This window comes from Xanthomonas graminis pv. graminis, assembly GCF_030168915.1.
Classification (GTDB): domain Bacteria; phylum Pseudomonadota; class Gammaproteobacteria; order Xanthomonadales; family Xanthomonadaceae; genus Xanthomonas_A; species Xanthomonas_A translucens.
In genome coordinates, this window is record NZ_CP076255.1 from 2,696,993 (window position 1) to 2,713,371 (window position 16,379).

Sequence of the window (16,379 nt, forward strand, 5' to 3'; positions counted from 1 at the left end):
GTCGCCTGAATCCAAGGCCCACGCACAGAACCCGATCTTCCCCAAGCATCCGGGCAATCCGGTTTTTTCATCTGGCCATTGCGGCAATTGGTGACCAGACAGGCTGTCGCAAGCAAGTTGCCCGCCGCAACGGCCGGGCAACGCTTGAACGCAGCGCCATCCGGCAATGTCGGTAGCAGCAGGCATGAGATCTACCGGTGCTTAATGAAAGTGGTCCAGCCGCGGATGCCTGCATCCTTGAAGCAGCCCCGAGCGTCGCCTTCGGCCGCACAGCTGGTAGGCGAATCATGCGCGCGCATCCGTTACGGCAGCGTCCTTGGGGCGTTGCGGAATGATGTCGGAGCCGCCGCGGTGGGGCAAGAAACGGAACGCGCCGACCACGCTCAAGACACCAATCCGGGGCACGGGACCTGCAGCGGAGACACATCCGCCCCTCGCCCACATGCCCGTCACCGCCGGTCTGTACGGTAGGCCATGACCTCCAAGATCAGGACGCCCCGCCATGTCATTGACCCAGGAACAACTGCGCATCCTGCAAGAGATCCATGCCACCAGGCCGGTCGGCGAAGCGGAGACGACTTGGGCGGTGCGCGAGAATTATGCCGCGCAAGGCGAGGATGGCGATCTCGCGCTAAGCCAGAAAGGGCTGAAAGCCATCGACGGCAGCGAGGCGTAAGCCCATGCGCCGCGTGGCCTTCGCCGCACCATGGCAGCGCCGCTGCGAGGCCATGGCGCAGTGCGGCGGCCATCCCACCCGGACCCGGCTGGCGCCGTTCTGGTGCCAAGCCGAATCGCGCTGGCCGAACTGCACAGCTGGCTGGCGCTACACCGCGGCGGCGACCGCATCGACGCGCTGCTGCGCCTGAACTGGCCGTTGGACAGCGCGTCGGTCAGCCAGGCCCTGCACCGGGCTGCGGTAACGCGGCTGTACCTGGTGATGATGCGCAACGTGTTCGTGGTCGTGCGCGGCGTCGCGGACGCCCGCGCCGTCAGTGCGCGACCGGCGCCGGCGGCGGCTTTGCCAGCGCCACCTCCTGCGGCAACACCGCGTCCTGGCCCCAGCCGCCGAGCGCCTTGTACACCCGCACCACGCCGACATTGACCGAGGCCTCGGCATCGGCCAGGGCATCGTCGGCGCTCAGCTTGGTGCGCTGGGCATCGAGCAGGGTCAGGAAGTCCTCCGAGCCGGCGCGGTAGCGGATCTGCGCCAACGCTTCGGCACGGCCCGCCGCTTGCGCCTGCTCGGCAACGATCGCCAGCCGCGCCTGCTGTTTGGCGTAGGACGTCAACGCGTTCTCGGTGTCCTCCAGTGCGCCGAGCACCGCCTTCTCGTAGTCGGCGGCGGCGCCGTCGGCCTGCGCCTCGCTGGCGCGCAGCCGCGCGCGCACGCTGCCGAGGTCGAACGCCGCCCAGCTGATCGACGGGGCCAGCGACCAGGCCTTGCTGCCGCCCTGCAGCAGCGCGCCGGCATCGCCGGACAGAAAGCCGACGAAGCCGCTGAGGCTGATCCGCGGGAACAGGTCGGCGGTGGCCACGCCGATCCGCGCCGTCGCCGCCGCCAGCCGGCGCTCGGCAATACGCACGTCGGGTCGCCGGCGCAGCAGCTGGGTGGTATCGCCCAGCGGCAGCGCGCGGGCGTAGGCGGGCGTGGCGCGCGGCGCCAGCAGCTCGTCCAGCGCGCCCGGCGGACGGCCCAGCAGCACCGCCAGCCGATGCCGGGCCTGCGCTTCGCTGACTTCCAGCAACGGGATGTCGGCCTCGATCGCCTTGAGCCGGGCGCGGCTGCTCTGCACGTCCAGTTCGCTGCCGGCGCCCAGTTGCGAGCGGGTCTCGGTCAGGCGCTGGGTATCGCGCAGGTTGTCCAGCGTGGTGCGCGCCACCGCGATGCGTTTCTGCGCGCCGCGCAACTCGAAATAGTTGCGCGCCACTTCCGCGGCCACGGTGACCTGCGCATCGGCCATCCCGGCCTGCTCGGCTTCCAGGTCGGCGCGCGCCGCCTCGCTGGCGCGGCGCTGGCGTCCGAACAAATCGAGCTCCCAGCCGGCATCGAAGCCCAGGCTGTAGCGCTCGGTCAGCACGCGCGCGCCGCCGGCGTCCGCATCCGGCGCCTTGCCGCGGCTGTAGTCGCCGTTGGCGGTAACGTGCGGCGCCTGGTCCAGACGCTGTTCGGCGAAGACCGCGCGCGCCTCGTGCACGTGCGACAGGGCGATGCGCAGGTCGAGGTTGGCGACCAGGCTCTGGTGCACCAGTTGCTCCAGCACCGGGTCGTCGAACTGCGCCCACCACGACGCCACCGGCGAGGCGCTCGCGAACACCGGTGCCGCCGCGCCCTGCAGCGTCACCGACGCCTGTTCCGGCGCACGGTAGTTGGGGCCGACGCTGGCGCAGGCGCTGAGCAGCGCCAGCGCCAGCGCGCCGATCGCAGGACGGATCACCATGGCAGCACCTGGCCCACATGGGCGTAGCTGCCGGTCGGGCCGTCGGCGTCGAGCAGCGCCAGCATCACGCTGCTGCGCGCGCCGTCGGCCACTTCCAGCTCGCCTTCGCCGGCATTCATGTCGGTCTTCACGTAGCCGGGGTGAATGCTGTTGACCTTGATCGGGGTGTCGCGCAGTTCGTAGGCCAGTTGCACGGTCCACGCATTCACTGCGCTCTTGGACACGTTGTAGGCCGGTATTTTGAAGTCGTAGATCGGCGAGCCCGGCTGGCTGTGCAGCGCGACCGAGCCGAGCACGCTGGACACATTGACAATGCGCGCGGCCGGCGCGGCGCGCAGCAGCGGCAGGAACGCCTGGGTCACCGCGATCAGTCCGAACACGTTGGTATCGAAGGTCTTGCGCCAGGTGTCCAGGGTCTGCTGCGAGACCGCGAGTTTCATATCGTCGATCATGATGCCGGCGTTGTTGACCAGGATGTCGAGCCGGCCGTGGCGCGCCTGCACCGCCGCCACCGCGGCGGCGATGCTGGCGGCGTCGGTGACGTCCAGGGTCAGCGCCTCCACCGGCAAGCCTTCGCCCTGCAGTTCCAGCGCGGCGGCCGTGGCGCGGGTGGAATCGCGGCCGGCCAGCAGCGTGTGCACGCCGGCCTCGGCCAGCTGGCGCACGGTATGCAGGCCGATGCCGCGGGTGGCGCCGGTGACGAGGGCGATCTTCTGGGTCGTGGTCATGCGGATTTCCTTGAAGGAGGGAATGGATGGATCAGGCGTGGGGCGGCGCATCGGCGGCGTGCGCCGGCGCATGCGACACCAGCGGACGCCCAGACAGCTTGCGCAGGGCGACGTAGAACACCGGGGTGAGGAACAGGCCGAACAGGGTCACGCCGAGCATGCCGGCGAACACCGTGATGCCGGTGGCCGAGCGCACTTCCGCGCCAGCGCCATGCGAGAACACCAGCGGCACGGTGCCGGCGATGAACGCGATCGAGGTCATCACGATCGGGCGCAGGCGCAGGCGGCAGGCCTGCAGCGCCGACTCCACGATGCCCTTGCCCTGCAGCTCCAGTTCGCGGGCGAACTCGACGATCAAGATTGCGTTCTTGCACGCCAGGCCCATCAGCACCACCAGGCCGACCTGCACGAACACGTTGTTGTCGCCGCCGCTCAGCCACACCCCGAACAGCGCCGACAGCAGCGTCATCGGCACGATCAGGATCACCGCCAGCGGCAGCGTCCAGCTCTCGTACAGCGCGGCCAGCACCAGGAACGCCAGCATCACCGCCAGCGGGAACACCACCAGCGCCGCCTTGCCCTGGCTGGCCTGCTGGTAGCTCAGGTCGGTCCATTCGATCTCCATGCCGTTGGGCAGCACCTGCTTGGCGATCTGGGTGAGCTTGGCCATCGCTTCGGCCGAGGACAGCATGCGCGCATCCGCCTCGCCGGCCAGGTCGGCGGCCGGATAGCCGTTGTAGCGCAGCACCGGATCCGGACCGTAGCTCTGCTTGATCGTGACCATCGAGCCGATCGGCACCATTTCGCCGGCGGCGTTGCGGGTGCGCAGCCGCGCGATGTCCTCCACGCTCTCGCGGAACGGCGCATCGGCCTGCGCGATCACCTGCCAGGTGCGGCCGAACTGGTTGAAGTCGTTGACGTAGGTGGAACCGAGATAGGTCTGCAACGTATCGAACAGATCGGTCAGGGCCACGCCCTGCGCCTTGGCCTTGACCCGATCGACCTCGGCGTCCAGCTGCGGCACGTTGGCCTGGTAGGTGCCGATCGGATAGCTCATGCCCGGGGTCTGCGCCACCGCGCCCTGCATCGCGTTGACCGCGTTCTGCAGCGCGCCATAGCCCAGATTGGCGCGGTCCTCGATGAACAGCTGGTAGCCGTTGCCGTTGCCCAGGCCCAGGATCGGCGGCGGCATGAACGCGAACGCCATGCCTTCGCCAAGCTGCGAGATGCGCTGGTTGATCTCGGCATTGATCTCCAGCGCGCTACGGTGGCGCTTGGCGAACGGCTTCAGGGTCAGGAACACCACGCCGGTATTGGGCGTGTTGGTGAACTGCAGCGCGTTCAAACCGGGGAACGAGATCGCATGCTCGACGCCATCGGTCTGCATCGCGATGTTGGCGACCTTGCGCAGCATCGCGTCGGTGCGCTCGAGCGAGGCGCCCTCGGGCAGCTTCACCCCGGCGATGAGGTACATCTTGTCCTGGGTCGGAATGAAGCCGGCCGGTACCGCCTTGAACATCACCCCGGTGACCAGCAGCAGCACCAGGTACACCGCGAACACCGCGCCGCGCTTGCCGAGAATCCGCGACACGCTGCCCTGATAGCGCTCGGAACTGCGGTTGAAGAAACGGTTGAACGGACGGAACAGCCAGCCGCCGAACAGGCGGTCCATCAGCCGCGACGCCGCATCCTTGGGCGCGTCGTGGGAGCGCAGCAACAGCGCGGCCAGCGCCGGCGACAGGGTCAGCGAGTTGATCGCCGAGATCACCGTGGAAATGGCGATGGTCACCGCGAACTGCTTGTAGAACTGGCCGGTCACCCCGGACAGGAACGCCATCGGCACGAACACCGCGCACAGCACCAGCGCGATCGCCACGATCGGCCCGGACACCTCGCGCATCGCCTGGTGCGCCGCGGCCAGCGGAGTCAGCCCTTCCTCGATGTTGCGCTCCACGTTCTCCACCACCACGATCGCATCGTCCACCACGATGCCGATCGCCAGCACCAGGCCGAACAGGGTCAGCGTGTTGATCGAGAAACCCAGCACGTACAGCGCGGCGAAGGTGCCCACCACCGACACCGGCACCGCGATCAACGGAATGATCGAGGCGCGCCAGGTCTGCAGGAACAGGATCACCACCAGCACCACCAGCAGCACCGCTTCCAGCAAGGTATGCACCACCGCGGTGATCGAGTCGCGCACGAAGATCGTGGTGTCGTACACCGCCTCGTACTTCACGTCGTCCGGGAACTGCTTGGTGAGTTCGTCCATCTTGGCGATCACCTGATCGCGGATCTCCAGCGCATTGGCGCCCGGCGCCTGGAAGATGCCGATTCCCACCGCGTTCTTGCCGTCCAGCTGCGAGCGCAGGGTGTAGTCGCCGGCGCCCAGTTGCAGGCGCGCGACGTCGCCCAGGCGCACGGTTTCGCCATCGCTGCCGACCTTGAGCACGATGTCGCCGAACTCCTGCTCGCTGCGCAAGCGGCCCTGGGCGTTGATCAGGGTCAGGAACTTGCTGTCGGGCATCGGCTCGGCGCCGAGCTGGCCGGCCGAGACCTGCACGTTCTGCTCGCGCATCGCGGCGACCACGTCGCCGGCGGTGAGCCCGCGCGCGGCGATGCGCTCCGGATCCAGCCAGGCGCGCATCGCATAGTCGCCGCCGCCGAACACCTGCGCATCGCCCACGCCCTGGATCCGCGCCAGCGCGTCCTTGACGTGCAGGCGTGCGTAGTTGCGCAGATACAGGGTGTCGTACTTGCCCTTCGGCGAGGTCACGTGCACCACCATCAGGAAGGTCGGCGACTTCTTCTGCGTGGTCACGCCCTGTCGGCGCACGTCCTCGGGCAGGCGTGCCTGCGCCTGCGCGACGCGGTTCTGCACCTTGACTGCGGCATCGTCGGCATCGGTGCCCGGGCGGAAGGTGATGGTCATCTGCAGCACGCCGTCGGAGCCGGCCACCGACTTGATGTACATCATGCCCTCCACGCCGTTGATCGCTTCTTCCAATGGCGTGGCGACGGTCTCTGCGATGACCTTGGGATTGGCGCCCGGATACACCGTGCGCACGATCACCGACGGCGGTACCACGTCGGGGTATTCGCCGATGGGCAGCATCGGGATCGCGATCAATCCCGCGGCGAAGATGACGATCGACAGCACGGCGGCGAAGATCGGCCGGTCGATGAAGAATCTGGAAAAGTCCATGGGTGGTGGTCCTGGAAACGAAGGTGGATCGGGCGGCCTAACAGGAACGCGGGCAAAGCGGCGGCGACGCCGGGCCACAACCGTGGCCCGGCCGGCAAGCACCGGCCGCCAGCGCGACCGGTCTACGTCGCTGCACGCGCCCCGGCTGTCGGGGGCGGCGCAATCGGTGCAACTCAGTCGAGGGCGACGGCCTTGCGTGCGGCGGCCGGCGACGCCGTGGCCAGCGCCACGGGCTTGGCCTGCACCTGCATGCCGGGCATGAACACTTTCTGCACGCCGTCGACGATGACCCGGTCGCCAGCGTTGAGCCCGCCGAGCACGATGCGCAGGCCCTCGGCGCTGCGCCCCAGCTGCACGTCGCGGCGCTGCGCCTTGCCGTCCTTGTCGACCACGTAGACGTACTTGCGGTCCTGGTCGGTCAGCACCGAGCGGTCGTCGATCAGCAGCGCGTTGAAGCGGCCGCTGCCGAGCAAGCGCACGCGCGCGAACAGGCCCGGGGTGAAGCTGCGGTCGGCGTTGTCGAGCAGGGCGCGCACGCGGATGGTGCCGGTACTTCGGGTGATCTGGTTGTCGAGGAAATCGACCTTGCCGGCGTGCGGGAACCCGTCCTCACCGACCAGGCCGACCTGCACCGGCAGCTGACCGTCGCGCTCGCTGGGCCGCTCGCCCTTGCGCGCCATCTGCGCATAACGCAGGAAGGTGCCTTCGTCGGCATCGAAGTACACGTGCACATTGTCCAGCGACACCAGTGTGGTCAGCACGCTGGCGCTGTCGCCGGCGCTGACCAGATTGCCGGCGGTGACCAGGGCGCGGCCGGCGCGGCCGGCGATCGGCGCGCGCACCTGGGTCCATTCCAGATTCAGGCGCGCGGTGTCCACCGCGGCTTGTGCGGCGAGCACGTCGGCCTCGGCCTGTTCGGCGGCGGCGTGGCGCTGCTCCCAGCTCTCGGTGGAGATCGCCTGCTGGTCGGACAGTTTCTTGGCGCGCGCCGCCTCGCTGCCGTTGAGCCTGGACTGGGTCCGCGCCCGCGCCAGCTCGGCGTTGGCGCGCGCCAGTTCGGCGCGGTAGCTGCGCGCGTCGATGGTGAACAGCACATCGCCCTTCTTCAGTTCCTGGCCTTCGACGTAGTTGACCTTGTCGATGTAGCCGGACACGCGCGGACGCAGATCGACGCGCTCGACCGCCTCGACGCGACCGCTGAACTCGTCCCACTGGCTGATTTGCTTCTGCAGCGCGGGCGCGACACCGACCGCCGGCGGCGGCGGCGCGCCCTGCCCGTCGGCCTTGCTGCCGCAGGCGGCCAGGGCCGCGGCCAGCAGCGCGATCGCCAGCGGGCGCCAGGCGCGCGATGGGGAATGGAACGACATCGGAATCGGGTTCATGGAGAAACCTCGTGAGTGGAGGAAGAAAAATGCGCGGCGGTCATCAACAAGGTGCGTGGATGCGCGTAGTGGTGTTTGTCGATATCGACGATGGCCTTGCCAGGCACGCCGGCGTCGGCCAGCAGCGCCACCGCGGCGCGGCCGACGCTGAGCGCGGTGAACCATTCCGGGCAGTCGTCGCTGCCGGCTTCGCTGCGGCACACCGGATGCGCCAGCGCCAGCAACTGCACGCGCACGCCCAGCGGCTTGGCCTCTTCGTGCAGGACCTGGGCGAGCATGCGGATCGCCGCCGCGGCTACTGAACTCTCGCCATGCCCGGACCAGGCGCGCAGCGCGCACGGGCTGCCGAGCAGGAGGTAGCAGCCGCCGCGCTCGGCCTGCGCCAGCAGCGGCAGCAGGTGCCGGGCCGCGGCCAGATGCGGCAGCAGGTCGGCCTCCATGCGTCGGCGCAGCGCGGTCAGCGGCTGGTCCAGCAGGCGCCCGCAGCGCAGCGCACTGCCGAGGCTGGCGACCACTCCCGCCAACGGCCGCGGCCGCTGCGCCACGGCCGCGGCCAGGGTGGCGGCGGTGGCATCGTTGGCGACCGAACCCTGCAGCACGTGCAGCGCCGGCTCGTCGCTGTAGCGATCGCGCAGCGCGCGCAGCCGGCCGCGGTCGCGCGCCACCGCCAGCACCGGGCTGCCGGCCTCGAGCAAGGCGCCGACCACGCCCCGGCCGATGGTGCCGGTGCCGCCGAGCACCAAGACCTCCGGGTCCAGCGTCCCGCTCACGGGACTTTTACTCCCGCAAACGGGACAATCGCAATGCGGCCAAGTCGCCCGCTGCCGCGTTGGCCCAGCTGCATCGCGCCGCCGGCCTGGCTGCGCGGCGGCGGGGTGAACTCGCGAAAGGCCTTGAGATAGCCGGTTTCCAGCGCGTCGATGGGCGTACCATCGCGTCGATTGGGGCGACGGACGCCGGCGAGAAACGGCAACAAAGTACGCAACGACATGAGCAATTGGCCTGGGTGGCGGCGAATGCGTACAAATTAAGCGTCAAAGTCGCACTTGATTAGTCCGAATTAAGGGGAATAATCGTCCCGTCACCGGTCCAATCGTTCTCCCTCCTCAGGAACCCGCCATGACCCACGATCTGAACGACACGCTGATCTTCGTCAAGGTGGTCGAGCAAGGCAGCTTCATCGCCGCGGCCAACGCGCTCGGCCTGCCCAAGACCACCGTCAGTCGCAAGGTGCAGGATCTGGAGGCACGCCTGGGCGCGCGCCTGCTGCACCGGACCACGCGCCGCCTCGGCCTGACCGAAGCCGGCGCGGTCTATCACGAGCATTGCCAGCGCATCGCGCGCGAGCTGGAAGAAGCCGAGAGCGCGGTCGGGCAGCTGCAGGCCGGCCCGCGCGGCTGGCTGCGTTTCAGCGTGCCCTACTCGGCCGGCATTTCCTGGGTGGCGCCGATCCTGGGCGAATTCCACAAGCAGCATCCGGAAGTGCGCCTGGAAATGATCATGACCAGCGACAAGGTCGATCCGATCGCCGAGGGCGTGGACGTGGCCCTGCACATGGGCGCGCTGCTGGATTCGACCATGGTCGCGCGCAAGCTGGCCACCTTCCGCACCCAGGTGTTCGCCAGCCCCCACTACATCGAACGCCACGGCGAGCCGCTGCATCCGGACGACCTGCAACACCACCGCACGCTGGCGCTGAGCAATGGCCGCAACGGCGGCAACCGGCTCAGCTGGCCATTGCGCAACGGCAAGCAGAGCGGCGACTTCGCGATCCAGCCGATCCTGCTCGCCAACGACTCGGCCGCGCTGATCGGCGGGCTGGTGTGCGGCGAAGGCCTGGTGCTGGCCAGCGATGCGACGATCAAGCCGCTGATCGAGGCCGGCAAGGCGCGCCGCGTGCTCGGCGGCTGGGTCGGCCCGGACCTGGATTTCAACGCGGTGTTTCCCGGCGGGCGCATGCTGTCGCCGAAGGTGCGCGCCTTCGTCGATTTCCTGGTCGACAAGCTCAACTTCGACGTCAACTACATGCTGGCGCAGTGCCCGGCCAAGCTGGCCACGCAACATGCCGACAGCGGCGCCGAGTTCACCCTGTGCAGCGGCGTGGCGATGAATACCCAGACCCTGGCGCTGCCGCAGTTGCCCGCGCTGCCGTTGCGCGATGCAGAAGCGGCGCCGGAACTGGAGGAAGAAGCGCTGGTCTGAGCAGGCAGGCGCGTAGCGACCGCGGCGGCTGGCGCTGGCTGCGCGCTCGGCGCACATGTCTGCGCCGCGGCGCACGGGGGACGCCACAACGCGAAACGGGCCGCATCAGCGGCCCGTTCGCGTTCCAGCGCGGCGGTCGCGGCTCAGGAGCGCAGCGGCACCACGCGGATCTCCACGCGGCGGTTCTGCGCGCGGCCGGCCTCGGTGCTGTTGTCGGCGATAGGGTACTTCTTGCCCGCGCCCAGCGTCTCGATGCGCTCGCGCTGCACGCCCTGCGCGGTCAGGTACGCCGCCACCGAGGCGGCGCGCTGCTCGGACAGGCGCTGGTTGACCGCATCGCTGCCGACGCTGTCGGTATGCCCGACCACTTCGATCATGGTCTGGTTGTATTCGCCCAGGGTCGAGGCCACGCCGTTGAGCGCAGAATAGAACTGCGGCTTCAGCGTGGACTGGTTGAAGTCGAAGGTGATGCCGTCGGGCAGGTTCAAGGTGATGTTGTCGCCGTCGCGGCGCACGTCGATGCCGGTGTTGGCGGTGCGCTCGCGCAGCGCGCGTTCCTGGCGGTCCTGGTAGTTGCCGATCGCCGCGCCGCTGAGCGCGCCGATGCCGGCGCCGATCATCGCGTGCTGGCGGCGCTCGGTGGCGCTGCTGCCGCTGAGCAGGCCGGCGGCGACGCCGACCGCGGTGCCGATCAGCGCGCCGCGGCCGGTGCGTTCGTTCTGCTGTTCGGTCTGGTTGCCGTACTGGTCGCGCTGCACGTAGGAGCCGCCAGTGGCGCAGGCGGACAACAGCAGCGCGCTGGCCAGCGTCATGGACATGCCTTGGATAGCGGTGCGTTTCATCGCGCTCTCTCCCGATTCTGAAATGAAGTGGGAGCCAGCATAAACAGTGGGCTGCGAGACGGGGATGAACGCTGCGCGCGCCGCACTGCGCCCCGTTCAGGAAGCCGGCAGCAACGCCTCCGCATCCACCGCACGCAGCGGATGCTCCCAGTCGCCCATCAGCGCCAGGTACAGCAGCTTCTCGAATTCGGCGCCGATGCGGCGCATCACCGCATCCGGGTCGGGAATCAGCCGCGCATCGCCGATCAGGCCGAAATGCACGCGATGGTTGTAGCTCATGATCGACACGCCGACCCCGATCGAACCGGTCTGCGGCACCCAAAACATCATCTCGCGCACGCGGCTGCCGGCCAGGTACAGCGGCTGCTGCGGCCCCGGCACGTTGGTCGCCACGGTGGTCGCCTTGCGGCTGAACAGGTCCAGCGCCAGTGACTGCAGCGCCGCCGGCGCCATGCCCACCGCGGCCAGCAGCCCGAACACCACCATCGCCTGCCGCGACTGCTTGAGCTGCTGCATCGAGGCGGCCACGCGCTGCACGCGCCGCACCGGATTGGCCTCGCCGACCGGCAAATCCAGGAACACCAGCCCGAAATGGTTGCCGAGCTTGCGCGCGTGTTCCAGCGGGCGCAGGTTGACCGGCACCGTGGCGCGCAGGGTCACCCCGTCCAGCGCTTCGCCGCGCTCGAGCATGTAGTCGCGCAGGGCGCCGGCCATGGTCGCCATCAGCACGTCGTTGACCGTGCAGTCGCAGGCGCGGCCGACCGCCTTCACTTCGTCCAGGTCCAGCGGCGCGGCCCAGGCCACCCGCTTGCTGACCCCCAGGCGCCCGCGCAGCAGGGTCGGCGGATCGTCGGACAGCAGCAGCGCATTGGCCAGTTCGCGGCCGATCAGGCCGCCTTCCTTGGCCAGCATCTGCGCCAGGTTCGGGTCCTGGTACATGGCGCGGCCCTTGTCGAGCATGCGTCCGCCCAGTTTCAGGTAGCGGTCGATGGCGCCGACCCGGCGCACCACGTCCTTGCCGTCGTCCTTCAGCCAGGCACGGCCGAGCTGCGCCGATGGTTCCGGTACGCGCTGCATGTCGGTCAGCGACAGCAGCACCTGCACCAGGGCGATGCCGTCGGCGTAGCTGTGGTGGATGCGCGCGACCAGCGCCGAGCCGCCCTCGTAGCGTTCGATCAGATGGAACTGCCACAGCGGCTTGGTCTTGTCCAAGGGCGTGGACGCCATCTGCCCGGCGAAGCGTTCCAGCGCCTTCTTGCCGCCGCGCCCGGGCAAGGCCGACAGACGCACGTGCCAGTCCAGGTCGAAGTCGTCGTCGTGTTGCCAGTAGGCGCCGGTCGCGGTGTCCACCGGCTTCTGCTGGAAGCGCGGGAACGACAGGAAGCGCTTGCGCACCAACTGCTTGAACTGCGGCAGCGACAGCGCCTCGTCGAGCATCAGCACGCCGGTGATCATCATCGGATTGGTCGGCCGCTCCATCCGCAACCAGGCGGTATCCACACGCGACATCGGTTCGCGCCGCGGCTTGCGGCGGGCTGTGCTGGTGACCATGCATGCTCCTGTGCGTGGCCGGAGTGAATCATGGCGCGGCGAAGGGCGTCAATCGCGGCACCCTGCCCTGCGCTGCCGCGGTTCACGCCGCAGCGCAGCAGGCGCGCACCGCGCTGGCCGGCGTCAGCCGCTGCCGCCGGTCTCGCGATAGACGGCCAGCGCGGCGTCGCGGCCGGCGGCCAGATCCACGATCGGCTGCCGCGGATAGTGCGGCGCGCTGGTGGCCAGGCGTTGCGGCGTCAGCCACGGCGCGAAGCGCTCGGCCACCGGCAGCGCCGCCAGTTCCGGCACCCAGCGCGCGATGTAGCGGCCCTGCGGATCGAACTTCTGCGCCTGCGTCACCGGATTGAACACGCGGAAATACGGCGCGGCGTCGGCGCCGGTGCCGGCCACCCACTGCCAGCCGAGCGTGTTGTTGGCCAGGTCGGCATCGACCAGCGTGTCCCAGAACCAGCGCGCGCCTTCCGACCAGTGCACGCGCAGGTGCTTGCACAGGTAGCTGGCGACGATCATCCGCACCCGGTTGTGCATCCAGCCGGTGTGCCACAGCTCGCGCAGGCCGGCATCGACGATCGGCACGCCGGTGCGGCCGCGCTGCCAGGCCTGCAGCTGCGCCGGGTCCGGCGTGGCCCAGCGGAACCGGGCGAAGCGTGGATTGAGATTGTGCTCGGGCGTGGCCGGGAAATGGTGCAGCAGGTGATGGGCGAAGTCGCGCCAGCCGAGTTGGCGGATGTAGCCGTCGATCGCCGCGCCGGTGGCGGCGCTGCGCGCGTTTTCCAGTGCGGCGACGATCCGCCACGGCGCGATCTCGCCGAAATGCAGGTGCGGCGACAGCCGCGAGGTACCGACCTGGTCGGGACGGTCGCGGCCTGCGACATAGCCGCGCAAGGCACCGTCGACGAACACCTCCAGCGCTTCGTGCGCGCCCGCCTCGCCCGGTTGCCATACCTCCCAGAAACCGCGGTCCCAGCCCAGCGCCGGCGCCAGCCCAAGCTGTTGCAGCGGCAGGCTGGGCAGGGCCGGCGGTGGTGGCGGCAGCGTCTTCGGCGCGGGCTGCAGCGCCGGTACCTGCCAATGGCTCAGGGCGCTGCGCCAGAACGGCGTGAACACCTTGTACGGCCCGCCCTGCTGGGTCGCCAGCTGCCACGGTTCGAACAGCAGCGCGCCGTTGTAGCTGTGCACTTCCAGGCCCTGCGCACGCAGTTCGCGCTTGAGCCGGGCATCGCGCGGCTGCGTGGCCGGTTCGTAGCGGCGGTTCCAGTACACCGCGACCGCGCCGCATTCGGCGATCAGCTCGCGCAGCACGGTCTCGGCCGGACCCTGGCGCAGGATCAAGCGCGATCCGCGCGCCTGCAGCTGCGCGTCGAGCGCGGCCAGCGCGCGCTGCAGCCAGCTCAGCGAGGCCGCGCCGGCGGCCCAGGCGCCTTCGTCGCCGGGACTGTGCACATACACCGGCACCGGCGTGTGCCCGGCGGCCAGCGCCGCGTGCAGCGCGGGGTGATCGTGCAGGCGCAGGTCGCGCCGGAACCAGACGATGGCGTAGCTCATGCGCAGGACGGGCCGGAAAAGGACGCGCAAGGATACGCATGGCCGGCGCGCAGCCGGCGTGAGCGCGCGCGATCGATGAAGGCACGCGCCGACGCAAGACCTCTCGCACCGCAGCTGGCGCTCGACCGCAAGCGCGGTCGCGCGCCGCCTATTCGAACGCGCCCACCGAATCGTGCGCCAGATTGTCGAAGCGTGTGTACTCGCCGAAGAACTTGAGCTTGCACGAGCCGGTCGGGCCGCCGCGGTGCTTGCCGATGATGATCTCGGCCAGGCCCTTGTCCGGCGAATTTTCCTTGTTGTAGTAGTCGTCGCGGTAGATGAACACGATCATGTCCGCGTCCTGCTCGATCGCGCCGGATTCGCGCAGGTCGGCCATCACCGGACGCTTGTCGGTGCGCGTTTCCAGCGAGCGGTTGAGCTGCGACAGCGCGATCACCGGCACGCCCAGTTCCTTGGCCAGGCCCTTGAGCGAGCGCGAGATCTCCGAGATCTCGGTGGCGCGGTTCTCGCTGTTGCCCGGCACCGACATCAGCTGCAGGTAGTCGATGACGATCAGCCCCAGGTCGTGCTCGCGCTTGAGCCGGCGCGCTTTGGAACGCAGGATCTCCGGCGATACGCCCGGCGTGTCGTCGATGAAGATCTTGGTTTCCTTCAGCATCTTGATCGCGCCGGTGACCCGCGCCCAGTCCTCGTCCTCGAGCTGGCCGGTGCGCAGGCGCTGCGCATTGATCCGGCCGTTGGAGGAGATCAGGCGCATCGCCAGCTGCGAGGCCGACATTTCCATCGAGAACACCGCCACCGCCTTCTTCGACTTGATCGCCGCGTACTCGGCGATGTTCAGCGCCAGCGTGGTCTTGCCCATCGCCGGACGCGCGGCCAGGATGATCAGGTCGGTCGGCTGCAGGCCGGCGGTCATCGCGTCGAAGTCGCTGTAGCCGGTGGGCAGGCCGGTGATGTTGCCGCCGCTCTCGAAGCGGCTGCGCAATTCCTCGAACGCGTCCTTCAACGCGCCTGGCATCGCCACGAAATCGCTGCGCCCGCGCGCGCCGGCCTCGGCGATCTTGAACACCGCCTTCTCGGCGCTGGCCAGCAGCTCGGCGCTCTCGCGCCCTTCCGGCTGGAAGCCGTCGTTGACGATGCTGGTGCCGACCTCGATCAGCTGCCGCAGCACCGCCTTGTCGCGCACGATCTCGGCGTAGGCGACGATGTTGGCCGCCGACGGCGTGGTGCTCGCCAGTTCGATCAGGTAGGCGCCGTCGCCGACCATCTCCAGCTTGCCCTGCGATTCGAACCACTCGCCCAGGGTCACCGCATCGAACGGGCGGCCCTTCTCGGCCAGCTCGCGGATCGCGCGGTAGATCAGCTGATGGTCGCGGCGGTAGAAGTCGTTGTCGGTGAGCTGGTCGTTGACCCTGTCGTAGGCGTCGGGCGCCAGCATCAGGCCGCCGAGCACGGCCTGCTCGGCCTCGATCGAATGCGGCGGCACGCGCAACTGATCGATACGCGGCTCGCTGCGTTCGCCACGCTCGCTTTTGCGGTCGCCGCGGTAGCCGGGACGGGCGGACATGGGCTGGGTCTTCTCTCTGCGGGACTGCGGGACACGGGCGGCGCGATGGCGCGGCCCGGTCGGCCATCTTAGTCAGCGGCGCACGGCGCGGCTAGGGACAAGTCTGTGGACAACCCGTTGAGAACTGCGCACAGGCCACGCCACGCAAGGCGATTGCCGCAGCGCCAGCATCGCCGCGACGCGTCGCGCCGGCTGCGACCGAACGCGCCGGACCCGGCGCGCGCTCAGGCCTGCAGTTCGTCGACCCAGGCGATGAACTTGTCGACGAAGCCCTGCAGGAACTTGCGCGTGTCGGCGTTGCCGATGTTGCCGTCGGCGTCGATCAGTCCATCCGTGAACTGCAAGAACACCTCCGGCTGGCCCAGCACCGGCATGTCCAGGTAGGCCAGCACGTTGCGCAGGTGCTGCTGCGCCAGCGCGGTGCCGAGCGCGCCGGGCGAGACCCCGCACAGCGCCGCCGGCTTGCCGGCGAAGGCGCTGTCGCCATAGGGCCGCGAGCCCAGGTCGATCGCGTTCTTGAGCACGCCCGGGATTGAGCGGTTGTATTCGGGGGTGACGAACAGCACCGCGTCGGCGTCGCTGACCTGCGCCTTCAGCCGCTTGCCCTGCTCCGGGTAGTCGTGGTCGTGGTCCTGGTTGTACAGCGGCAGGTCGCCGATCTCCACGTACTCGAAACGGGCGCGGTCGCCGACCAGCGTCTCCAGCGCCAGCGCCAGGCGCCGGTTGTACGACTCCTTGCGCAAACTGCCGACGAAAACCGCGATGCGGTACTGGCTCATGGCGTACTCCTGACCGATTTGGGGCTTGCAGCCTAGCCGCCGGCGCGGCGCGGCCAAGTGAATACGGGCGAGGCGACCGCCGCCAGGCGGCTCAGCGCCGCGCCTGCCAGTCCGCGCGCGACTGCCCCCACACCTCC

The 16,379-nt window shown here is 69.3% G+C and carries 14 protein-coding genes; 3 read left to right on the forward strand and 11 right to left on the reverse strand.

Features of this window, described 5'->3' with window-relative positions:
* Positions 1–502: 502 nt before the first annotated feature.
* Both KHF85_RS11630 and KHF85_RS11635 read left to right on the forward strand, forming a co-directional pair.
* Entirely contained in the window at positions 503–676 is a 174-nt protein-coding gene (locus tag KHF85_RS11630; RefSeq protein WP_284566792.1) for a hypothetical protein, read from the forward strand.
* Positions 677–680: 4 nt separating this feature from the next.
* Positions 681–866 (forward strand): hypothetical protein, encoded by a 186-nt coding sequence (locus tag KHF85_RS11635; RefSeq protein WP_284566793.1) that lies wholly within the window; start codon positions 681–683, stop codon positions 864–866.
* Between the two features lie 123 nt (positions 867–989).
* Here KHF85_RS11635 and KHF85_RS11640 read toward each other — a convergent pair whose 3' ends face one another.
* From KHF85_RS11640 to KHF85_RS11665, 6 genes are all read right to left on the reverse strand, one after another.
* On the reverse strand, positions 990–2,438 hold the full coding sequence (locus KHF85_RS11640) for an efflux transporter outer membrane subunit (RefSeq protein WP_284566794.1): 1,449 nt from the start codon (positions 2,436–2,438) through the stop codon (positions 990–992).
* Positions 2,432–3,166 (reverse strand): SDR family oxidoreductase, encoded by a 735-nt coding sequence (locus KHF85_RS11645; protein WP_284566795.1) that lies wholly within the window; start codon positions 3,164–3,166, stop codon positions 2,432–2,434. The genes KHF85_RS11640 and KHF85_RS11645 overlap by 7 nt, the downstream gene beginning before the upstream one ends.
* Positions 3,167–3,197: 31 nt before the next feature.
* Positions 3,198–6,371: an efflux RND transporter permease subunit gene (locus KHF85_RS11650; protein ID WP_284566796.1), complete on the reverse strand. Its 3,174-nt coding sequence runs from the start codon at positions 6,369–6,371 to the stop codon at positions 3,198–3,200.
* Positions 6,372–6,544: 173 nt separating this feature from the next.
* Entirely contained in the window at positions 6,545–7,738 is a 1,194-nt protein-coding gene (locus KHF85_RS11655) for an efflux RND transporter periplasmic adaptor subunit (protein WP_284569538.1), read from the reverse strand.
* Between the two features lie 11 nt (positions 7,739–7,749).
* On the reverse strand, positions 7,750–8,523 hold the full coding sequence (locus KHF85_RS11660) for an SDR family NAD(P)-dependent oxidoreductase (protein ID WP_284566797.1): 774 nt from the start codon (positions 8,521–8,523) through the stop codon (positions 7,750–7,752).
* Positions 8,520–8,744 (reverse strand): hypothetical protein, encoded by a 225-nt coding sequence (locus KHF85_RS11665; protein ID WP_237651759.1) that lies wholly within the window; start codon positions 8,742–8,744, stop codon positions 8,520–8,522. Before KHF85_RS11665 ends, KHF85_RS11660 begins: the two co-directional genes overlap by 4 nt.
* A gap of 128 nt (positions 8,745–8,872) precedes the next feature.
* Here KHF85_RS11665 and KHF85_RS11670 point away from each other — a divergent pair, with 128 nt between their 5' ends.
* Entirely contained in the window at positions 8,873–9,955 is a 1,083-nt protein-coding gene (locus KHF85_RS11670) for a LysR family transcriptional regulator (protein WP_009597112.1), read from the forward strand.
* 143 nt (positions 9,956–10,098) lie between these two features.
* Here the strand turns inward: KHF85_RS11670 and KHF85_RS11675 are convergent, their stop codons facing one another.
* The 5 genes from KHF85_RS11675 to KHF85_RS11695 all read right to left on the reverse strand — a co-directional run bounded on the left by KHF85_RS11675 (position 10,099) and on the right by KHF85_RS11695 (position 16,242).
* Complete coding sequence (locus tag KHF85_RS11675; RefSeq protein ID WP_284566798.1) at positions 10,099–10,797, reverse strand: OmpA family protein; 699 nt, start codon at positions 10,795–10,797, stop codon at positions 10,099–10,101.
* Positions 10,798–10,893: 96 nt separating this feature from the next.
* A complete protein-coding gene (locus KHF85_RS11680; protein ID WP_284566799.1) occupies positions 10,894–12,348 on the reverse strand; it encodes a WS/DGAT/MGAT family O-acyltransferase in 1,455 nt (484 codons plus the stop codon).
* A 123-nt stretch (positions 12,349–12,471) separates the two neighbouring features.
* Entirely contained in the window at positions 12,472–13,896 is a 1,425-nt protein-coding gene (locus KHF85_RS11685; RefSeq protein ID WP_284566800.1) for a cryptochrome/photolyase family protein, read from the reverse strand.
* A gap of 148 nt (positions 13,897–14,044) precedes the next feature.
* A complete protein-coding gene (locus KHF85_RS11690; protein ID WP_009597146.1) occupies positions 14,045–15,463 on the reverse strand; it encodes a replicative DNA helicase in 1,419 nt (472 codons plus the stop codon).
* 224 nt (positions 15,464–15,687) lie between these two features.
* Positions 15,688–16,242, reverse strand: a complete 555-nt coding sequence (locus tag KHF85_RS11695; RefSeq protein ID WP_009597148.1) for an NADPH-dependent FMN reductase — start codon at positions 16,240–16,242, stop codon at positions 15,688–15,690.
* Positions 16,243–16,379: the final 137 nt, after the last annotated feature.

Excerpts from the sequence above, each read along its gene's own strand:
- KHF85_RS11630 (WP_284566792.1), top strand. The coding sequence starts at position 503 with ATGTCATTGACCCAGGAACAACTGCGCATCCTGCAAGAGATCCATGCC.
- KHF85_RS11635 (WP_284566793.1), top strand. The coding sequence starts at position 681 with ATGCGCCGCGTGGCCTTCGCCGCACCATGGCAGCGCCGCTGCGAGGCC.
- KHF85_RS11640 (WP_284566794.1), bottom strand. The coding sequence starts at position 2,438 with ATGGTGATCCGTCCTGCGATCGGCGCGCTGGCGCTGGCGCTGCTCAGC.
- KHF85_RS11645 (WP_284566795.1), bottom strand. The coding sequence starts at position 3,166 with ATGACCACGACCCAGAAGATCGCCCTCGTCACCGGCGCCACCCGCGGC.
- KHF85_RS11650 (WP_284566796.1), bottom strand. The coding sequence starts at position 6,371 with ATGGACTTTTCCAGATTCTTCATCGACCGGCCGATCTTCGCCGCCGTG.
- KHF85_RS11655 (WP_284569538.1), bottom strand. The coding sequence starts at position 7,738 with ATGTCGTTCCATTCCCCATCGCGCGCCTGGCGCCCGCTGGCGATCGCG.
- KHF85_RS11665 (WP_237651759.1), bottom strand. The coding sequence starts at position 8,744 with ATGTCGTTGCGTACTTTGTTGCCGTTTCTCGCCGGCGTCCGTCGCCCC.
- KHF85_RS11670 (WP_009597112.1), top strand. The coding sequence starts at position 8,873 with ATGACCCACGATCTGAACGACACGCTGATCTTCGTCAAGGTGGTCGAG.
- KHF85_RS11675 (WP_284566798.1), bottom strand. The coding sequence starts at position 10,797 with ATGAAACGCACCGCTATCCAAGGCATGTCCATGACGCTGGCCAGCGCG.
- KHF85_RS11680 (WP_284566799.1), bottom strand. The coding sequence starts at position 12,348 with ATGGTCACCAGCACAGCCCGCCGCAAGCCGCGGCGCGAACCGATGTCG.
- KHF85_RS11685 (WP_284566800.1), bottom strand. The coding sequence starts at position 13,896 with ATGAGCTACGCCATCGTCTGGTTCCGGCGCGACCTGCGCCTGCACGAT.
- KHF85_RS11690 (WP_009597146.1), bottom strand. The coding sequence starts at position 15,463 with ATGTCCGCCCGTCCCGGCTACCGCGGCGACCGCAAAAGCGAGCGTGGC.
- KHF85_RS11695 (WP_009597148.1), bottom strand. The coding sequence starts at position 16,242 with ATGAGCCAGTACCGCATCGCGGTTTTCGTCGGCAGTTTGCGCAAGGAG.